General features: G+C 36.0%; 15 protein-coding genes. 7 read left to right on the forward strand and 8 right to left on the reverse strand.

All coding sequences use genetic code 11. The features are described 5' to 3' along the window. Positions 1–15: 15 nt before the first annotated feature. Genes ABD676_RS10770 through bshB1 form a run of 3 tightly spaced genes read left to right on the forward strand, consistent with a single transcriptional unit; the run spans position 16 to position 1916 of the window. On the forward strand, positions 16–645 hold the full coding sequence (locus ABD676_RS10770; protein ID WP_344674678.1) for a DUF4294 domain-containing protein: 630 nt from the start codon (positions 16–18) through the stop codon (positions 643–645). Between the two features lie 12 nt (positions 646–657). Next, positions 658–1158 (forward strand): glutathione peroxidase, encoded by a 501-nt coding sequence (locus ABD676_RS10775; RefSeq protein ID WP_344674679.1) that lies wholly within the window; start codon positions 658–660, stop codon positions 1156–1158. A 38-nt stretch (positions 1159–1196) separates the two neighbouring features. Further along, positions 1197–1916 (forward strand): bacillithiol biosynthesis deacetylase BshB1, encoded by a 720-nt coding sequence (bshB1, locus tag ABD676_RS10780; RefSeq protein ID WP_344674680.1) that lies wholly within the window; start codon positions 1197–1199, stop codon positions 1914–1916. Positions 1917–1958: 42 nt separating this feature from the next. Here the strand turns inward: bshB1 and ABD676_RS10785 are convergent, their stop codons facing one another. The 5 genes from ABD676_RS10785 to ABD676_RS10805 all read right to left on the reverse strand — a co-directional run bounded on the left by ABD676_RS10785 (position 1959) and on the right by ABD676_RS10805 (position 5891). Beyond that, positions 1959–2942, reverse strand: a complete 984-nt coding sequence (locus ABD676_RS10785) for a bifunctional riboflavin kinase/FAD synthetase (protein ID WP_344674681.1) — start codon at positions 2940–2942, stop codon at positions 1959–1961. A 20-nt stretch (positions 2943–2962) separates the two neighbouring features. After that, complete coding sequence (truB, locus tag ABD676_RS10790; protein ID WP_344674682.1) at positions 2963–3688, reverse strand: tRNA pseudouridine(55) synthase TruB; 726 nt, start codon at positions 3686–3688, stop codon at positions 2963–2965. A gap of 229 nt (positions 3689–3917) precedes the next feature. Next, complete coding sequence (locus ABD676_RS10795; RefSeq protein ID WP_344674683.1) at positions 3918–4733, reverse strand: undecaprenyl-diphosphate phosphatase; 816 nt, start codon at positions 4731–4733, stop codon at positions 3918–3920. A 3-nt stretch (positions 4734–4736) separates the two neighbouring features. Then, complete coding sequence (locus tag ABD676_RS10800) at positions 4737–4988, reverse strand: DUF3098 domain-containing protein (protein WP_344674684.1); 252 nt, start codon at positions 4986–4988, stop codon at positions 4737–4739. A gap of 24 nt (positions 4989–5012) precedes the next feature. After that, the gene (locus ABD676_RS10805; RefSeq protein ID WP_344674685.1) at positions 5013–5891 is read right to left on the reverse strand and encodes a cell division protein FtsX; all 879 of its coding nucleotides are present in this window, start codon (positions 5889–5891) and stop codon (positions 5013–5015) included. Positions 5892–6101: 210 nt separating this feature from the next. On the opposite strand from ABD676_RS10805, the gene leuS reads away from it, so the two are divergent. From leuS to ABD676_RS10820, 3 genes are all read left to right on the forward strand, one after another. Then, entirely contained in the window at positions 6102–8885 is a 2784-nt protein-coding gene (gene leuS / locus ABD676_RS10810; RefSeq protein ID WP_344674686.1) for a leucine--tRNA ligase, read from the forward strand. A gap of 1201 nt (positions 8886–10086) precedes the next feature. Then, positions 10087–11304: an OmpA family protein gene (locus ABD676_RS10815; RefSeq protein WP_344674687.1), complete on the forward strand. Its 1218-nt coding sequence runs from the start codon at positions 10087–10089 to the stop codon at positions 11302–11304. 150 nt (positions 11305–11454) lie between these two features. After that, complete coding sequence (locus tag ABD676_RS10820; protein ID WP_344674688.1) at positions 11455–12384, forward strand: DUF5106 domain-containing protein; 930 nt, start codon at positions 11455–11457, stop codon at positions 12382–12384. A gap of 55 nt (positions 12385–12439) precedes the next feature. Here ABD676_RS10820 and ABD676_RS10825 read toward each other — a convergent pair whose 3' ends face one another. From ABD676_RS10825 to ABD676_RS10835, 3 genes are read right to left on the reverse strand one after another with little or no spacing between them, the layout of a single operon-like run. Next, positions 12440–13324, reverse strand: coding sequence for a DUF6999 family protein (locus ABD676_RS10825; protein ID WP_344674689.1), 885 nt, complete (start codon positions 13322–13324; stop codon positions 12440–12442). 9 nt (positions 13325–13333) lie between these two features. After that, the gene (locus ABD676_RS10830; RefSeq protein ID WP_344674690.1) at positions 13334–15217 is read right to left on the reverse strand and encodes a beta-ketoacyl-ACP synthase III; all 1884 of its coding nucleotides are present in this window, start codon (positions 15215–15217) and stop codon (positions 13334–13336) included. Continuing rightward, positions 15214–15792: a sterol desaturase family protein gene (locus tag ABD676_RS10835; RefSeq protein ID WP_344674691.1), complete on the reverse strand. Its 579-nt coding sequence runs from the start codon at positions 15790–15792 to the stop codon at positions 15214–15216. The genes ABD676_RS10830 and ABD676_RS10835 overlap by 4 nt, the downstream gene beginning before the upstream one ends. Before the next feature lie 463 nt (positions 15793–16255). Here ABD676_RS10835 and ABD676_RS10840 point away from each other — a divergent pair, with 463 nt between their 5' ends. Further along, positions 16256–16672, forward strand: a complete 417-nt coding sequence (locus ABD676_RS10840; protein WP_344674692.1) for a hypothetical protein — start codon at positions 16256–16258, stop codon at positions 16670–16672. Positions 16673–16847 lie beyond the last annotated feature (175 nt).

Raw genomic sequence — 16847 nt, forward strand, 5'->3', positions numbered from 1 at the left:
GGTTGCAAGGGTAGTATGAAAAAGTGGATTTTGATGTGTTTGATAGGGATGCTTGTGCCATGGATTGGACAGGCCCAAACGCTTATTAAACCGCAGTATGGTGGAGGAAAAGGAGAGGTGGTAGAACATTATGCTACAGATAAATTGGACAACGGTGAAATTGTCCCTTGGTTTCCTATTCAAGAAGTGGTCATTGTTGCTATCCGTCGCTTTAAGACGGAAGAAGAAAGACAGAAATACTTAAGGTTAAAGCGCAATGTGATTCGAGTATTGCCTTATGCAATTTATGCACAGCGAAGATATGAGCAGTTGGATCGTGATCTAGCAGTTGCAACATCTAATCGAGAAGAGAAGCGCTTAATCAAAGAATGTGAAAGAGAAATAAAGGATAAGATTACCTCTGAGGTGAAGAACTTGAGTGTTTCTCAAGGAAAAATCTTGATTAAATTAATTGAAAGACAAACAGGTAGTACCAGTTATGAGCTTGTTAAAGATATGAAAGGTAATATATCAGCTTTTTTATATCAAGGAGTTGCAAAACTATTCGGACACAACCTTAAAAGCACCTATGATCCACAGGAAGACTATGAAATAGAAAGTATTTTGCGTGAATATGAACGCTCAAGACCGATGTTAAACCAATAAAAACACAAATTTATGAATAAAACGATCTATGATTTTACTGCTTTAGAGTTTAATGGCCAAAAGAAATCCCTACGTGATTTTGAAGGAAAGGTAGTGTTGGTAGTCAATACAGCCAGTAAATGTTTCTTTAATAAGCAATTTAAAACCTTAGAACGTCTTTATCGTAAATACAATGAATTGGGCTTTGAAATCTTAGCATTTCCTTCCAATGACTTCAGAAAACAAGAGCCTTTAACGGGTCGAACCTTAGAAACCTATTGCCGTATTGGCCAACAAGTTTCCTTTCCTGTATTTAAAAGAATTCACGTAAAAGGTGAATTCACAGACCCTTTATATCAATATCTTTCAGACAGTAAATTGAATGGACAGATTGATTCTGTTCCTTTATGGAATTTCCACAAATACCTTATTAATCGAAAAGGGGAGGTTGTGGATTATTTCTACAGTATTACCAGCCCAATGTCAAAGAAAGTCCATAATCGTATTGAAGAGCTCCTATTGACAAAGGTTTAGAAATTAATTTTGTTAATTTTGGACCAAAACGAAAAATAATGAAGTTAGATTTACTCGTAATGACTGTTCACCCAGATGATGCTGAATTAGGTGCTGGAGGAGTCATTGCAAAATATGTGGCTGAAGGAAAGAGCGTAGGTATTATTGATTTAACCCAAGGTGAATTAGGGACGCGTGGTACAGCTGAAACTCGTTTAAAAGAAGCTCAAGATGCCGCTGATATATTAGGCGTGGCTGTTCGTGAAAATCTGAAACTTAGAGATGGTTTTTTCCAAAATAATGAAGAATGCCAATTAACTATTATTCGTGCAATTCGTAAATATCAACCTGAAATCGTTATTACCAATGCATTAGATGATCGCCATCCGGATCATGGTCGTGCAAGTAAATTGGTGAATGATGCCTTATTCTTGGCAGGCTTACGTAGAATAGAAACTGATTTAGATGGTCAAACTCAAGAAGCTTTCCGACCAAGATTACAATTACAGCTTATTCAAGATAAATATATTCAACCCGATATTTTAATTGATATTACTGCGTTCTGGGATATTAAAGAAAGATCTATTCTTGCATATAAAACGCAGTTCAATGTTTCTGACTCGAATGATGAACCTGAGACCTATATCTCTAATCCTGATTTTATGCTTTCTACTCGTGCAAGAGCACAAGAGCTAGGGCGGTCCATTCAAGTGAAATACGCAGAAGGATTTACCTCAAGAAAATTATTAGGAGTTAAGGATTTATTTCAATTACATTAAACATAAAATAAAAAGGAGCTAAATTTTAAGCTCCTTTTTATTTTACGCATATTGTTCAAAGAAACTGCGGATAGCAGTTTCGTCTTTTTTAATCTGTTCCTGCATCAATTCTAGGCTTTCGAACCATTGATCGTGTCTGATGAACTCTAGGAATTTAACTCGTACTGTCTTTGTATACAGATCATCATTGAAATCCAATAGATTGACCTCAATCTTACGGCTCATTCCATCAACTGTGGGTCTTGTTCCGATATAACACATGCCTTTAGCAACGCGTTCAGGCTCTGGTTGGAAATAATGTCCTGTTTTTATTTCTGTAGTACAAGGGTAAATTTCAACCTCTACGGCATAGATGCCGTAAGCAGGTATAAGCTTATGCGGTTCATGAATATGAAGATTTGCCGTAGGGAAACCAATCTCTCTTCCGATTTGATCTCCACGAATCACAGTTCCTGTCAATTCAAATGGATACCCTAAATATTTGTTTGCTGTGATAATATCACCTTTAATTAAGGATTCACGGATTCTTGTAGAAGATACAGCAACATCTTCGATGTCTTGCTCCGGGATTTCTTCAACCGTGTAATCAAAGATCTGGGAATTATGAATCAAATCTTTGATAGTACCTTTGCGATCTTTGCCAAAGTGGTGATCATAACCAATTACAATCTTTTTACAGCCGATTTTATTGACCAATACATTTGAAATATATTCTTCAGGACTTTGAATGGAGAAATCTCTAGTAAATGGAGTAATGATGAGGTGGTCAATGCCAGCAATTCCCAATCGTTCTACTTTTTCTTCGATGTCGTTGATTAATCGTAGAGAATCATCGTCTGGATTGATAATTAATCTTGGGTGTGGATAGAACGTCAATAACACGGTCTCTCCGGTGTTATCTTTTGCTAACTCCACTAATTTATTTAGAATCTTTTGATGACCAACATGCACACCATCGAAAGTACCAATGGTCACTATGGCATAGTCCAAGGGCTTGAATTCATCTAGATTTCTGTATATCTTCATTTTTGTTTAATAGAAGGTAATTACTGCAGGATAGGCTGTTTGTTTTGTTTAACTTGGTTGATTAATTCCATGAGATCCCAAGCATTATCCACATGGAAATCACCACTTTTGGTTCTCCTTAAAGAAGATAAGTGAGCACCATTCCCCAAAGCCTTTCCAAAGTCATGCGCAATGGAACGGATATAGGTCCCTTTCGAACATGAAATTCGAAAATGAACAACTGGCAACTCTATTTTTTCAATCTTAAAATCAGTAATATTAATTCTTCTGGCTTTTAACTCAACATCTTCACCACGTCTCGCTTTTTCATAAACACGTTCACCGTCGATTTTAATGGCCGAGTGTGCAGGAGGAAATTGATCCTGTTCACCAATAAAGTTTATTGCAGTCTGTTGGATTTGTTCCTCTGTGATGGAAGAGATATCAAACTTTTGGTCGATTTCAGTTTCTAAATCATAAGAAGGGGTAGTGGCTCCAAGGGTAATTGTCCCGGTGTATTCCTTATCTTCAGCTTGAAATCCATCGATCTTTTTCGTCATCTTACCAGTACAGACGATTAATAAGCCTGTTGCTAATGGATCTAATGTTCCAGCATGACCAACCTTTATCTTTAATGGCTTAAGACTATTTCTGAGCTTGCCTACCACATCAAAACTTGTCCAGGTAACTGGTTTGTCAATTAAGAGTACTGCTCCCTCAGCAAAGTTAAGGTCCTTTATTATGCTTTCTTTTGTTGTAATATCCATCCGCTACTTACTATTCTTGATTTTGTAAACTAATTATTATTGAAAGAATTTCAAATCAAGGATACTTGAATTTTCTGCAAAAATAAGAATAATAATTAGTAATGATAGGTTGACTTATGTAATTAGGCACATAATAATAGCAATTTTACCGCAGTTTGAATTTCTAAATTCCATAAAAACAAAAAAGGGATTGTAAAACCAATCCCTTTAAATATCTTGTGTGAGGCTTTTAATAATTCCAAAAGAATACCAATAAGGCAATACCAATAATAATACGGTACCAACCCCAAAACTTGAATCCGTATTTAGTCAATACAGAAATAAAGCTCTTTACGGCAATCATTGCAACAATAAAAGCTACTACATTACCAATTATAAAGATAAGGATGTTCTCATTGCTCGCCATGATCATTTCATATCCTTTTTGCGCATTGGCAGTACCTTCACCCCAAGTTTTTACAAATATGGAATATACTGTAACAGCCAACATCGTTGGAACAGCTAGGAAGAAGGAGAACTCAGCTGCTGCCTTTCTATCCAATCCTTGTGTTAAACCTCCAATAATGGAAGCTGCAGATCTGGAAGTCCCTGGCATCATTGCTAAACACTGCCAAAAACCAATGATAAATGCTTTCTTTATAGGGATTTGCTTCTCATCGGTAATCTTTGGATTCTTAAACCATTTGTCAACGAATAAAAGTACAACACCACCTAAAACCAAAACAGTAGAGATCGCAATCTGATTGCCTAATACAGCTTCAATCTTATCATCCAATAACTTTCCTAAAACCAATGCAGGAATAACTGCAATAGCTAATTTAACATAGAAAAATAAGTTCTTGAAATCGAAAAATTTACGCCAGTATAAAACTACGATTGATAGAATAGCGCCGAATTGAATGGATACTTGGAACATTTTCAGGTACTCACTCTCTTCCATACCCATTAGGGCCGCTGTAAAGCCCATATGAGCCGTTGAGGAAATCGGTAAATACTCCGTAAGTCCTTCGACTATCGCTAGGATAATCGCCTCTAAAATACTCATTGCTTAGTTTGCTTTGTTTTTCGGTTTATATAAAATAGCTACAAATCCAACAGCAAACCCAGCAACAACCACTAGTGGTGCAAGCGTAATTTTAGTAAAGCTGTAAATATCCTCAGTACCCATCATCAATAGGAAGCCTATAGCAACTATAACAATGCTAAGAATAAACAACTGATAATTTATTTTTTGAAACACAAACTGCTCTTGTTTTGCAGCTTCATTTCCAGTTTTAGTCTTTTTAACGGTTTGATTCATGATCTTTATCGAATTAACAATTGATTAACGGTATAAACTTGCTGACTTAGCGCGCAAATATTTAGTAACGGCAAAATATGTACTCAATCCAGAAATTAAGATGCCTAATCCAATCACAATGATGAAGATTAAAGCAAACTGTGTCCAATTACTTAACAAGACCATTTCTGGAACTTGCTTCTGTGCAAATTGAAGAGTTAACACCAATAACAAAATCGCTATTAAGGATCCAATCAGACCATGTGCTATTCCATACATGATGTATGGTCTGCGGATGAACCCTTTAGTAGCACCGATTAATTGCATACTCTTAATTAAGAAACGTTGTGAATAAATCGCTAAGCGGATGGTGTTATTGATTAATGCCACAGCAATGATTAACAAGATCACTGCAAAAGCTAAGATGACAATACCAATGATACGGATGTTGTTATTTACCATGTCGATTAGCGACTCCTGATAAACAACCTCTTTTACTTTATTGTTTTTGCCGATTTTATCGATGAACATCTTGATGCTATCGCTATTGGCGTATTGTTCTTTCAAGTAGATGTCAATAGAAGGAAGTAGAGGGTTATGTCCTAAATATTCCACGAAATCTTCACCTAAATCTTCTTTTAGGTTTTTAGCAGCTAGTTCCTTGCTCACATATTCAGACCTGGAAACAAATGGATCTTTCTCCATATCCTTCTGTAAACTAAGTACATCACCTTCATTCACATTGTCATTTACGATGACATTGAGAACGATATTTTCTTTTACAAAACGGGAGAGGTTCTTAGCATGGACTAGGATAAGTCCTAATAGACCTGTCATTAATAGTACCAGTGCAATACTGATTACTGTAGAAACGTATACCGATTTAGTTTTTTTTCTTGGCGAACCCTGTTCGATCACTGACATATAATTTCCTTAATATTATGTGCGAAAGTAAGTAATTCGATTGAATCCTCCCTAATTAAATCCACATGAATAACTAGTAGTTCTTTACTTTCCCTAAAAATCTAACAACGAATATCAGAAATTATTGTATAGAATAAAAAACTTTTATGCTGAAATTGCCTCAAAATAGCTATTTTCGCAATTCTTTCAAAATCCTTTTTATAGATAATCATGGAGTATAATCATCTTACGATTGAGCAAAAGTGGCAGAAGTTTTGGGCTGAAAATCAGACCTTCAAAACAGAAACTAGTACAGACAAACCCAAATACTATGTGCTGGATATGTTCCCTTATCCATCAGGTGCGGGCTTACATGTTGGGCACCCACTTGGTTATATTGCTTCCGATATCTTTTCTCGTTACAAACGTCTGAAAGGTTTCAATGTATTGCATCCTATGGGATACGATTCTTTTGGTCTTCCAGCTGAGCAATATGCTATTCAAACTGGGCAGCACCCAGCTATAACTACGGAAACAAACATTAACCGTTACAGAGAGCAAATGGATAACATTGGTTTCTCGTACGATTGGTCTCGTGAAATTCGTACTTCCAATGCCGATTATTACCATTGGACACAATGGATTTTCATGAAATTATTTGATGCTTGGTATAACAAAGACACAGATAAAGCAGAGCCTATTCAGACTTTGATTGATCACTTAAGTTCAACAGGTTCAGCTGGTATTCATGCTGAAGCTGATGAAGACGTTCTTGAGTTAACCGCAGAGCAGTGGAATCAATTAAGCGAAGAGGAGCAACAAGTTGAATTGTTGAAATATCGCCTTGCTTATTTACGCGAGAGTACAGTAAACTGGTGCCCGGCTTTAGGTACGGTATTAGCCAATGATGAAGTAATCAATGGTGTGTCGGAGCGTGGTGGATTTCCAGTAGAACAAAAGAAAATGATGCAGTGGTCCATGCGTATCACAGCCTATGCTGACCGTTTATTGCGTGGATTAGATACCATCGACTGGCCAGAACCATTGGTTGAAATGCAACGCAATTGGATTGGCAAGTCAGTTGGAGCCAGTGTGAAATTCCCAGTGCCACAATTGGATACTAATATTGAAGTTTTCACGACTCGTGTAGATACTATTTTTGGCGTTAGCTTTATTGTATTAGCACCAGAACATGAGCTTGTTGCTGCTTTAACTACCGAAGAACAACGCGCTAATATTGAATCTTATATCGATAAAACATCGAAAAAGTCTGAGTTAGACCGTATGGCCGATACAAAAACAGTATCTGGAGCATTTACAGGATCTTATGCTAAGCATCCAATAACTGGAGAAGATGTACAGATATGGATTGCTGATTATGTATTAGCAGGATATGGAACTGGGGCAGTTATGGCTGTACCTTCAGGTGATCAGCGTGATTATGTGTTTGCTAAACATTTTAACCTTCCGATTATTCCAATTTCAGATTCTCAAGATATTACTGAAGCGGCAGACCCTAACAAGGATGGGAAATACATTAATTCTGACTTTATCAATGGCTTAACTTATCAGGAAGCTGTTCCAGCTTTAGTTGAACGTCTAGAGTCACTTAGGTTAGGGAAAGCTAAGGTGAACTTCCGTATGCGTGATGCTATATTTGGTCGTCAGCGTTATTGGGGAGAACCTGTTCCAGTTTATTTTAAAAATGGTTTACCATATTTAATTAAAGAAGAAGAATTACCATTGTTATTGCCAGAAGTAGACAAATACTTGCCTACAGAATCCGGAGAGCCGCCATTAGGTCGTGCCGAAGACTGGAAATACCAAGATGAATACGAGTACGAATTAAGCACCATGCCGGGTTGGGCAGGATCTTCATGGTATTGGTTCCGTTATATGGATCCGCAGAACAAAAATCAATTTGCCTCTCCAGAAGCTGTCGATTATTGGAAAGCAGTAGATTTATATATTGGTGGTTCTGAACATGCCACAGGACACTTATTGTATTCCCGCTTTTGGAACAAGTTCCTAAAAGATATGGGGTACCACAATGAGGAAGAACCATTCAAAAAGTTGATCAACCAGGGGATGATCCAAGGTCGTTCTAACTTTGTTTATCGTGTATTGGATGAAGAGGGCAGAGGTACTAATAAATTCGTATCATTAGGCTTAAAAAACCAATACAACTGCATTCCATTGCATGTTGATGTAAATATTGTACATAATGATATATTGGATTTAGAGAAGTTTAAGGCATTCCGTCCTGATTTCAATAATGCAGAGTTTGTTTTGGAGAATGATAAATATATCTGCGGTACAGAAGTGGAGAAAATGTCAAAATCCAAATTCAATGTTGTCAATCCAGATGATATTATCAGTCAATATGGTGCGGATACATTGCGTTTATATGAAATGTTCTTAGGTCCTTTGGAACAAGCGAAACCTTGGAACACTAACGGTATCGAGGGGGTATACAAATTCTTACGTAAAGTCTGGCGTTTATTCCATGATGCTGAAGGAAACTTCAATGTATCGGATGAAGAACCAACCAAAGCAGAATATAAGGCATTACATAAAATCATAAAAAAGGTAGAGGATGATGTTGAACGTTTCTCTTTCAACACTTCCGTATCTGCATTTATGATCTGTGTGAATGAGTTGACAGACCTTAAATGTAATAAACGTAAGATCTTACAAGATTTAATTATCTGTCTTGAGCCTTATGCTCCGCATATTACCGAAGAGTTATGGGCGAAATTAGGTAATGCACCTGGAACTATATCCTTTGCTGCATATCCTAAGTTCAATCCTGAATATTTGGTGGAAAGTGAATTTGCTTATCCAGTATCTATCAATGGTAAAATGAAGATGAATCTTCCTTTAGCTTTAGACTTAGAACAACCAGCTGTAGAGGCGATTTTGAAAGATAATGCAGAAATTCAACGCTTTTTAGATGGTAAGGATATCAAAAAGATCATCTTTGTAAAAGGTAAAATTATCAATATGGTCGTTTAGTAACTAAACTAATAAATTATATATAAGAGGACTTTATGTCCTCTTTTTTTATGCTAGAATTTTTATAAGGTAAAATATTTAATCATTCAAATGTGGCCTATTTGACTAATAAATCCCTTTTAGCTTAACAATGTGCTGTTTAAACTCTATAGTGGCTGTTTGTTGGTCATCTTCCCTAAGAGAATGACTTTAACCAGTGATTTATGTAGTCATATATTTACAAATATAATTAATCAATAGTCGGTAATTAGTGTAATAAATGTTCATAATAAGAATAAAAGTAAATATATATTAAAAATATAGGGTAATCAGATATAATTGTTTAGTTATATTATTAAATTAAACGTTTTAGTAAATTATTGGTGTTTGTATAGTTAATTTAGGAGTGTGTAAGGTTTAACCTAATAATTTCATTAATCTTTTATTCGATACTATATTTGAATAGAATTTGAAAATGAACTAAAAGAAATTATTCACACTAACTATTTTAATTCAAAACTCAAACTTATCAAAGTTCAATAAGGTCGGAAGCTAGATTTAACATTTACCTTCCGACCTTTTTGTTTTTATTGAAGATCATCGGGAATTATTAATCCATCAGTTTTGGTATCAAATGATAAATATTCCTAAGAATTTATCGTCTGTTGATTTATCCGAAACAATTGAACACAATAATTTTTAGAACCCGATTTTAATAAAATCATAGATCCTTTCAATCTTGTCTTGAGGAATATTTTTTAACAAATAGTTTCTCTATAAAACATACTGTTTTCACTCAAAAACCCATAGAATGCTTGATTATTAGCGATGTAGTTGTATGCTTACAAATATAAATTAACCCAATTGACAGAATGTGACCTAAATCACACTTTGATTTACCTCAAATAATCATAATAATTAAAAATATATTTATTTGAATATTAAAAATTATTCAACAACCAATTTTTATAAATAAAATTGTGTTTTTGTATAAATAATTAAGAAATATTTATTCGTCAACGACCTGTTGTTGGTTTTTTTGAATTAATAAATTCCAATTTATATTTGTCTCGATTTGTATGGATTTAAAAGGATCATTCACACTAACTTTTACTTCTTCGAATTAAAAAAGTTATTCATGCCAGTTTGTTCAAATAAATGAGGGAACATTAGGTATGATAGAAATAGAATTAATTTATTATCCTTCTTATTGTATTAAGAAATGAACAAAAAATTATTAGCCATTGCCTTAGGATTAGGCATAAGTGCAGCGAGTTATGGTCAAACCCTAACTGTAAAGCGTGATTCTGTTGTTACAGAAGATACCGATAAATATTCAGTTAAGACAAATCGTTTTTTTGACAATTGGTTCTTCGGTGCAAGTGCTGGAGGTCAAATGTTTTTCGGAGATCATAACAAGCAAGCTGAATTCGGTGATCGTATATCACCTTATTTCCAAGGTTATGTTGGTAAATGGTTTACTCCAGGTATTGGTGTTCGTGCTGGGGTGGATGGATTTAAAATTGTGGGATTAACCCAGAATGGAAGCCACTCGACGGGCCCTTATGATAAGATTCCTTGGGAAGGGTATGAATTAACGCGTCAAGAGTTTAGTTATTGGCATGTAAGAGCTGATGTATTGTTTAATTTAACAAACATTATTGCTGGATATAAAGCTGATCGTTTTTATAATATCAGCCCATATGCTGGTTTAGGATGGATGGTGACTACTGAAGAGCCAATCGAACGTGAAGTTAGTGCTAATATCGGTTTATTTAATACTTTCCGTTTGGCAAAGTCGTTGGACTTAACCTTAGATATTCGTGGTGCAATGGTTAATGACCGTTTTGATGGCGAAATTGGTGGACGTAGAAACGAAGGTCAATTATCTACTAGTTTAGGTTTGGTATATAAATTCAATAAACGCGATTGGAATAGACCTACTACAACTACCATTACAGAAACTTATGATCAAGCTGAATTTCAGAACCTGATCAGTCGTTTACAGAAATTAGAGGCGGATAACGATGCTCTACGTAAGCTTTTAGCAGAAGCAAAAGATTCTACAATCACCAATATCAATGTTAAAAAGAATCTCTTAGCAGCTCCTATATTAGTGACTTTCCCTATCAACAAAAGCACCGTTAGTAACGAGGCTCGTGTAAACTTAGGTTTCTTCGCTAAATTGATCAAAGAAACTAATTCTGAATTTGTTTATTCCATCACGGGTTATGCTGATGAGGGAACTGGAACACCTGCAATTAATGAGCGTTTAAGTAAAGCTCGTGCTGAAGCAATCTACAATGTATTGGTTAATGAATTTAACGTAAATCCTAAGCAATTAAAAACAAGTCATAAAGGTGGTGTGCCTAACATGTTCTACAACGATCCTAGATTAAGTAGAGCTGTAATAACTATTGCAGATATACTAATAAAATAATTTTACTACCTTCCAAATTAAAGTTTTAGGCAGTGAGGTTTTCTTACTGCCTATTTTTATTTTTAATAGTTGCCTCAAAATCCTACAAATCTCTTTTCAACTTTTACCTTTCACCTTATTTTCCTTATTTTAACTTGAAATATGATAAACATGAAATATTTGAGTTTTCTTGCTGCTTCTATTTTGTTGGTTTCTTGTCAACAACAGAAAAAAGCAGATCAAACTAGCGGGACAACCGAGGCGCCTTCTACTTATCAAGCCCCAACAGCTCCTGCACAATACACTACCCCCGAAGCAAAATCTGAATACGTATTTGAGCATTATTGGGACAATTATAACTTCCAGGACACTAGTGTGAGTCTAAATAATGATTATACAGAACAAGCTGTTGTCAATTATATCAATATCTTTGATAAGGTAAAACCTGAAAAATTAAATGATGGGATAGAAGACTTGTTAAATCAAGCTAAGGCTGAGCCTAAAACATTCAATTTGCTTCAGAGCATATTCGATCGCTATTTAAGTGATCCGAACTCACCGATGAGGAATGATGCGTATTATGAAGTGTTCTTGGTCAATCTCTTGAAATCTGATCATTTGGATGAAAATCAAAAAATAAAATATGATTCTAGGCTAAAGCTTACGCAGAAAAATAAGGTAGGTACTCGGGCTGCAGATTTTAAATTCCTTAAACAGGATGGTCAAATCTCTAGTTTATATGCGGAACAAGCTGACTATTTGTTCCTCATGTTTTATGAACCCGGTTGTAGTTCTTGTGAAGATGCCTTTGTTTATTTGAAATCAGATGATGCGTATAATAAAATGATTGAAAGTGGTAAACTTGAAATCTTGGCTATTTACCCCGATGGGGACCGTGATATCTGGGAAGATTATAAAAGCAACATCCCTAAGAATTGGGTAAATGGGCTTGATCAAGAACAAGTGGTGGTAAATATGGGGCTGTATCAAATTTTAGCAACTCCAACAATCTATTTGCTCGATAAGCATAAAAATGTACTGCTTAAGGATGCAACCATACCGCAGGTTACTAGCTATCTTTCAGGAGTTACTAAAGAATAAAAAAACATAAGTAGGAAACATAGGAAAGCCCTTGTTGTAAACAGGGGCTTTCTTATTATGCTGCTTCTGATTTAAATTTCTCGGTACTGATCAAATGATGCAATACTTCGGTTGATAAACCATGGAGTACCAATCTAAATCCAGCTCCATATGTCGGGAGAGGAATCATTGGGTGCTTATTATTCAGTGCCACTAATTTCTCTGGACAGCTCATGATGGTGGCGGCATATACGCCGATAACCTCATCCAGCTGTAAGGAATTGGATGCTCGCCAAAAGTCATTGTCCGTTAAGAAAAATTGATAAACCGGTGTGAAGATTTCTATGGCTGAAGCCAAATCCAGGAAATTCGTCCAACGGTTTGGAAATTCCTCAAATGGAATTGGCTGTGGACCAATAGCCGTAAAAACAGGATTACTGACCGGATGAATTTTTAATCCACGCTCTTGGATGGCTTTATTTAAATTGATAATAAAATTATACAGATTTAAATCGTGTTCAAGAAATAGATTATCCTTAACCGCTTTAATACTTAATGGTTTAAGTGGGTTCATCGGAATGTTTTCTGCACCATCCACATTGTCTTTTATGAACCGCAGCACTTCGGAACCTAAATAGAAATGTCGCAATATTAGGAAATTCGCTTCTGGTGAAACCCAATATTTCATTCCCCAATATAAAAACCGATGCAATGTCTTGGGTGCATTGATGAGGTTAGGAGCAATGGCTTTGAAGATCTGAAAGAAAATAATGGTTAATCTTCCAAATACTCGAAGGAAGGGCAATAAGAATTGTTTACTTTTTCTTCCGGAATCAAATAGGAACGCTGCTTTAGCGTCCTTATGAAACGGAACAGAATTGTCCAGAAACAAGGCATGCCAATGATTGGGGTCCCGTGGGTTGTTCTCTTTTGTTTCGAAATATTCGCTGTTGTGTAACATATACTTAAACTAATAATTACCAATTTCTGCCAATTGCATTTGGTAGAGTTTTGCTACCACCTTAGCAGTCTTACTTATTCTTTTGGCGATTTCCTCTGTTAGCAATTCGGAATCCAAGGCCTTTTCAAAACGCTCAAAATGATTGTCATTACTATCGCTTGTCTCATGATAAATAAAGAACGAAACTTGATCATCCTTTAATGCTAATTGCTGTTGTATCGCACGACCCCATTTCCCAGCTAATCGATTTCCTAATCCTTCTATAATAAACATACCACCCAATAAATCAAATGGGTTAGGCTGGCTGGCTTTATGAAACATATAGCTGCTTAGAGCATCAGAACCCAGATTCTTTTCACCTGTGTATAATTCCTCACGTGTTCCACCACAATTGATGTAATTCTTTTCCAAGATTTGGTAATCTCTATGTTCATCCCTTGAATGGGAAATGAAGGAGGAGCGGATATCGAAATATTCCATACTCACGTTGGATGCTGCCCTTGCAATCCATTGGGATCCATCAATTACTTGCTGTCGTAGGTTCAACAATAATAACCTGTAATCCTCCAAAGTAATCGTTCCATTGTATATGCGGTCAATGATAGGGGTATTTCGTAAGGATAATTCAAAATCTACCCAGGTTTGTGTCAATTCACGAACCAATTTCTCCTGTATTGGTTTATTGGCAATATGAATCTCCGGAGCTAAGATTTCATCCTCTTTGGAAATAAGAATTTCCTTGGTTTCGCAACTTGGTGCTATAACCTTCAATTTCATAAAAGTCGTGATAAATCGACCGCTCTCAGGAACCATGCATATAAGCTCTTGTCCGGCCTTTAATTTTCCACTATAGAAGATTTCTTCCAGCATAATATAGATCGATGCAGAGCCTGTATTGCCCTTACTGTGCAAATTGCTGAACCACTTGTCATCCTCAATGTGTAAACCACCTTTTTGAAGTAGATCAATGATAGGTTGTTTGAAATATTCAGAAGAATAATGGCATAACAGCCAGTCCATAGTTTTAGGATCAATTTTACCACGATCAATTAATTCGAAAAAATGCTGTACACCCAGGTTGACAGTTTGATTGACCAATTTGATGTCTTGTTTCAAATTAATGGCTGAATCAGCATCAGCTGTTGAAAAATTAGGGTAATCTAGCCAATATTGGCCTGTAGTACCATCCTTTTGTTTGTTGGTTCCGGCATACATACAAACGCCAAAGCTATTGGCATAAGATTTTACATCAATCCACTCAATTTCTAAACTTAAACCTTTGTTGTTTTTCTGGTCAGCTAGTAACATACTTCCAGCCCCATCAGAAAGCATCCATCGCAGGAAATCGGTATCTAGAGGCAAGCCCTTTTCTTGAATTTTTGGTTGAGTTTCAAATCTTGAAGCCTTAAACATGCGACTAGGCATATCTGATGCGCAAGATAAGGCACGCTGGTATTCTCCAGATTGAATTTGGAGAAAGGCACTTTTTAATGCCATAATACCGGCAGCACAAACACTCTGATGAGAGGAGATACCACAAACTGGCAATGCAGCCTCTGCCTGTAACATGCTTGCAAATCCGGGAACTGGAAGGTCTGCTTGTGTTGTCCCAGCGGTTAGCAATTGAATAGCGGATTTGCCTACTTTTGCTTTATCCAAGCAGTTTTCAATGGCTTTCGCTGCCATTCCAGCTACAGAATCGGTTGCCTGTTGAGCTTTATCCATGGCGTAATAACGCGTATGGATTCCATTCTGTTGCAACATCCGATCTTTCGAACGCGAAGGTTTTCCTCCAATTAATCCTAAATAATCTTCCATTTCATTATTTGAAATGGCTTTGTTGGGTAAATGAACCCCGATAGCGGTTATATAAACAGGTTTTTTCTTGTTCATTTTTTCTGATTCGTATTTACTTGTGTCTGAAAAATTTTATCAAATATGGGAAGCATAAAGCCGAAATTTCCTCGGCTAGCTTGGTGATGCATACTATGTCTAAAAGTGAATTTTGAAAATGAAGTGCTGGGCTTGTCACTTGGGAATTCATGATTGCAATGGCCCAACAGGTTAATGATAATACTCATTACAGGTAAACTCAGCAAGCTTATTAGCTGAAACTCATGAAATAATACGGGGAAGAAGATGACTGTGCCAAGCATAAAAGCTTCTATCCAATGGAAGCTATAAATAGAATAACTGCTCGGCTCTTTGGACCAGTGGTGTGTTTTATGCACGTTTTTGAAAAACCAGCGTCGATGTAAAATCCAATGCATGGTATAGAAATGCAGTTCATTCCACAAAAACAAGATTGGAATTTCCCATAGACAAGCCCAAGGATTATAAAATCCTACTTTAAAGAAACCATGAGCATATAAAAGTTGAAAGGGAATAGCCTGAAGGCTGAAAACAAATATGGAAACAAATGAATTCTGAATCTCCTTTCTTGTTTGACCAGGTTTGTGCGCATGCACAATTTGCTGAAGATTCCATTTACGCTTATAATGCCGTATAATCCATTCGCTTGTATAAGTGCCAAGCAAATACAAAATACTAAAAAAGACAAAAAAGAAGGCGCTGCTATAATACCACTTGGACAATACAAACGCAAAAATTTGTTCTAAATAGGCCGTCATTCTATATAATTCGGTGTCAACGATTCAGTTCCTCCATTACTGGAAAACTTAATTTCTTAACGTACTATTCTTAGCGGTATTTCTATAAATATAAAAATTTATATTTAATAGTACACAATTATCTTGATTAATTCGGTTCCCCGATAATAATAGAACAAATCCATCAAGAGATGGTTTTTTCGACTATCGCAAATATATAATTGCTATAACCATCCCTTAAAATCACAAAACGATTTTGAGATATATACGTTCTATTTGTATTCAACACCAAGATTTATTTAAACTACCTTATTTTTTAATCATGAAAAAGAACCTAATCACACAACTATCCCTATTATTGCTTAGTGTATTTGTATTCGTTGCATGCAGCTCCAAACAAAAAGGAGACGTGTCGGATGATCCTAAATATGCTGACATCGCCAATAATATCTTTTTTACAAAAGCACCAACGTATTATTACGAATATACCCAGCAAAAAGAGGGAGGGAAGACCGGTAATTTTCTATCGAGTCAAAATGGAATGCCTACAGCAAAACTTATCGCAGAAATACCTGTAAGATCCCATGTCCACATCTCCAAGGTTCTCGAAGTTCCTCAGGAAGATGGCTCAGTAAAAGTGATGGTAACAGGAAAAGTTTTCCCAAACCCTCAAAGTTCAGGCGAAGAATATATGGCTATCCTAGAGGATATCAAACCTGCATTGGAATTAAACAAGTAAGACTTCATATAAATAATTAGAAAGGGAAAAGTAAAAAGGAATCTTCGTTCCATTCTACTTTTCCCTTTCTTCTTTTTCCTTACCACATTTTCCTTTTTCCTTTCCAAATTCTGTTGTCTTTTGTTTGTAGTCACAACGTCTCTCACAGGGGTTTTATTCAAGACTCCTTCGGATC

Source organism: Sphingobacterium kyonggiense, assembly GCF_039536825.1.
GTDB classification, from domain to species: domain Bacteria; phylum Bacteroidota; class Bacteroidia; order Sphingobacteriales; family Sphingobacteriaceae; genus Sphingobacterium; species Sphingobacterium kyonggiense.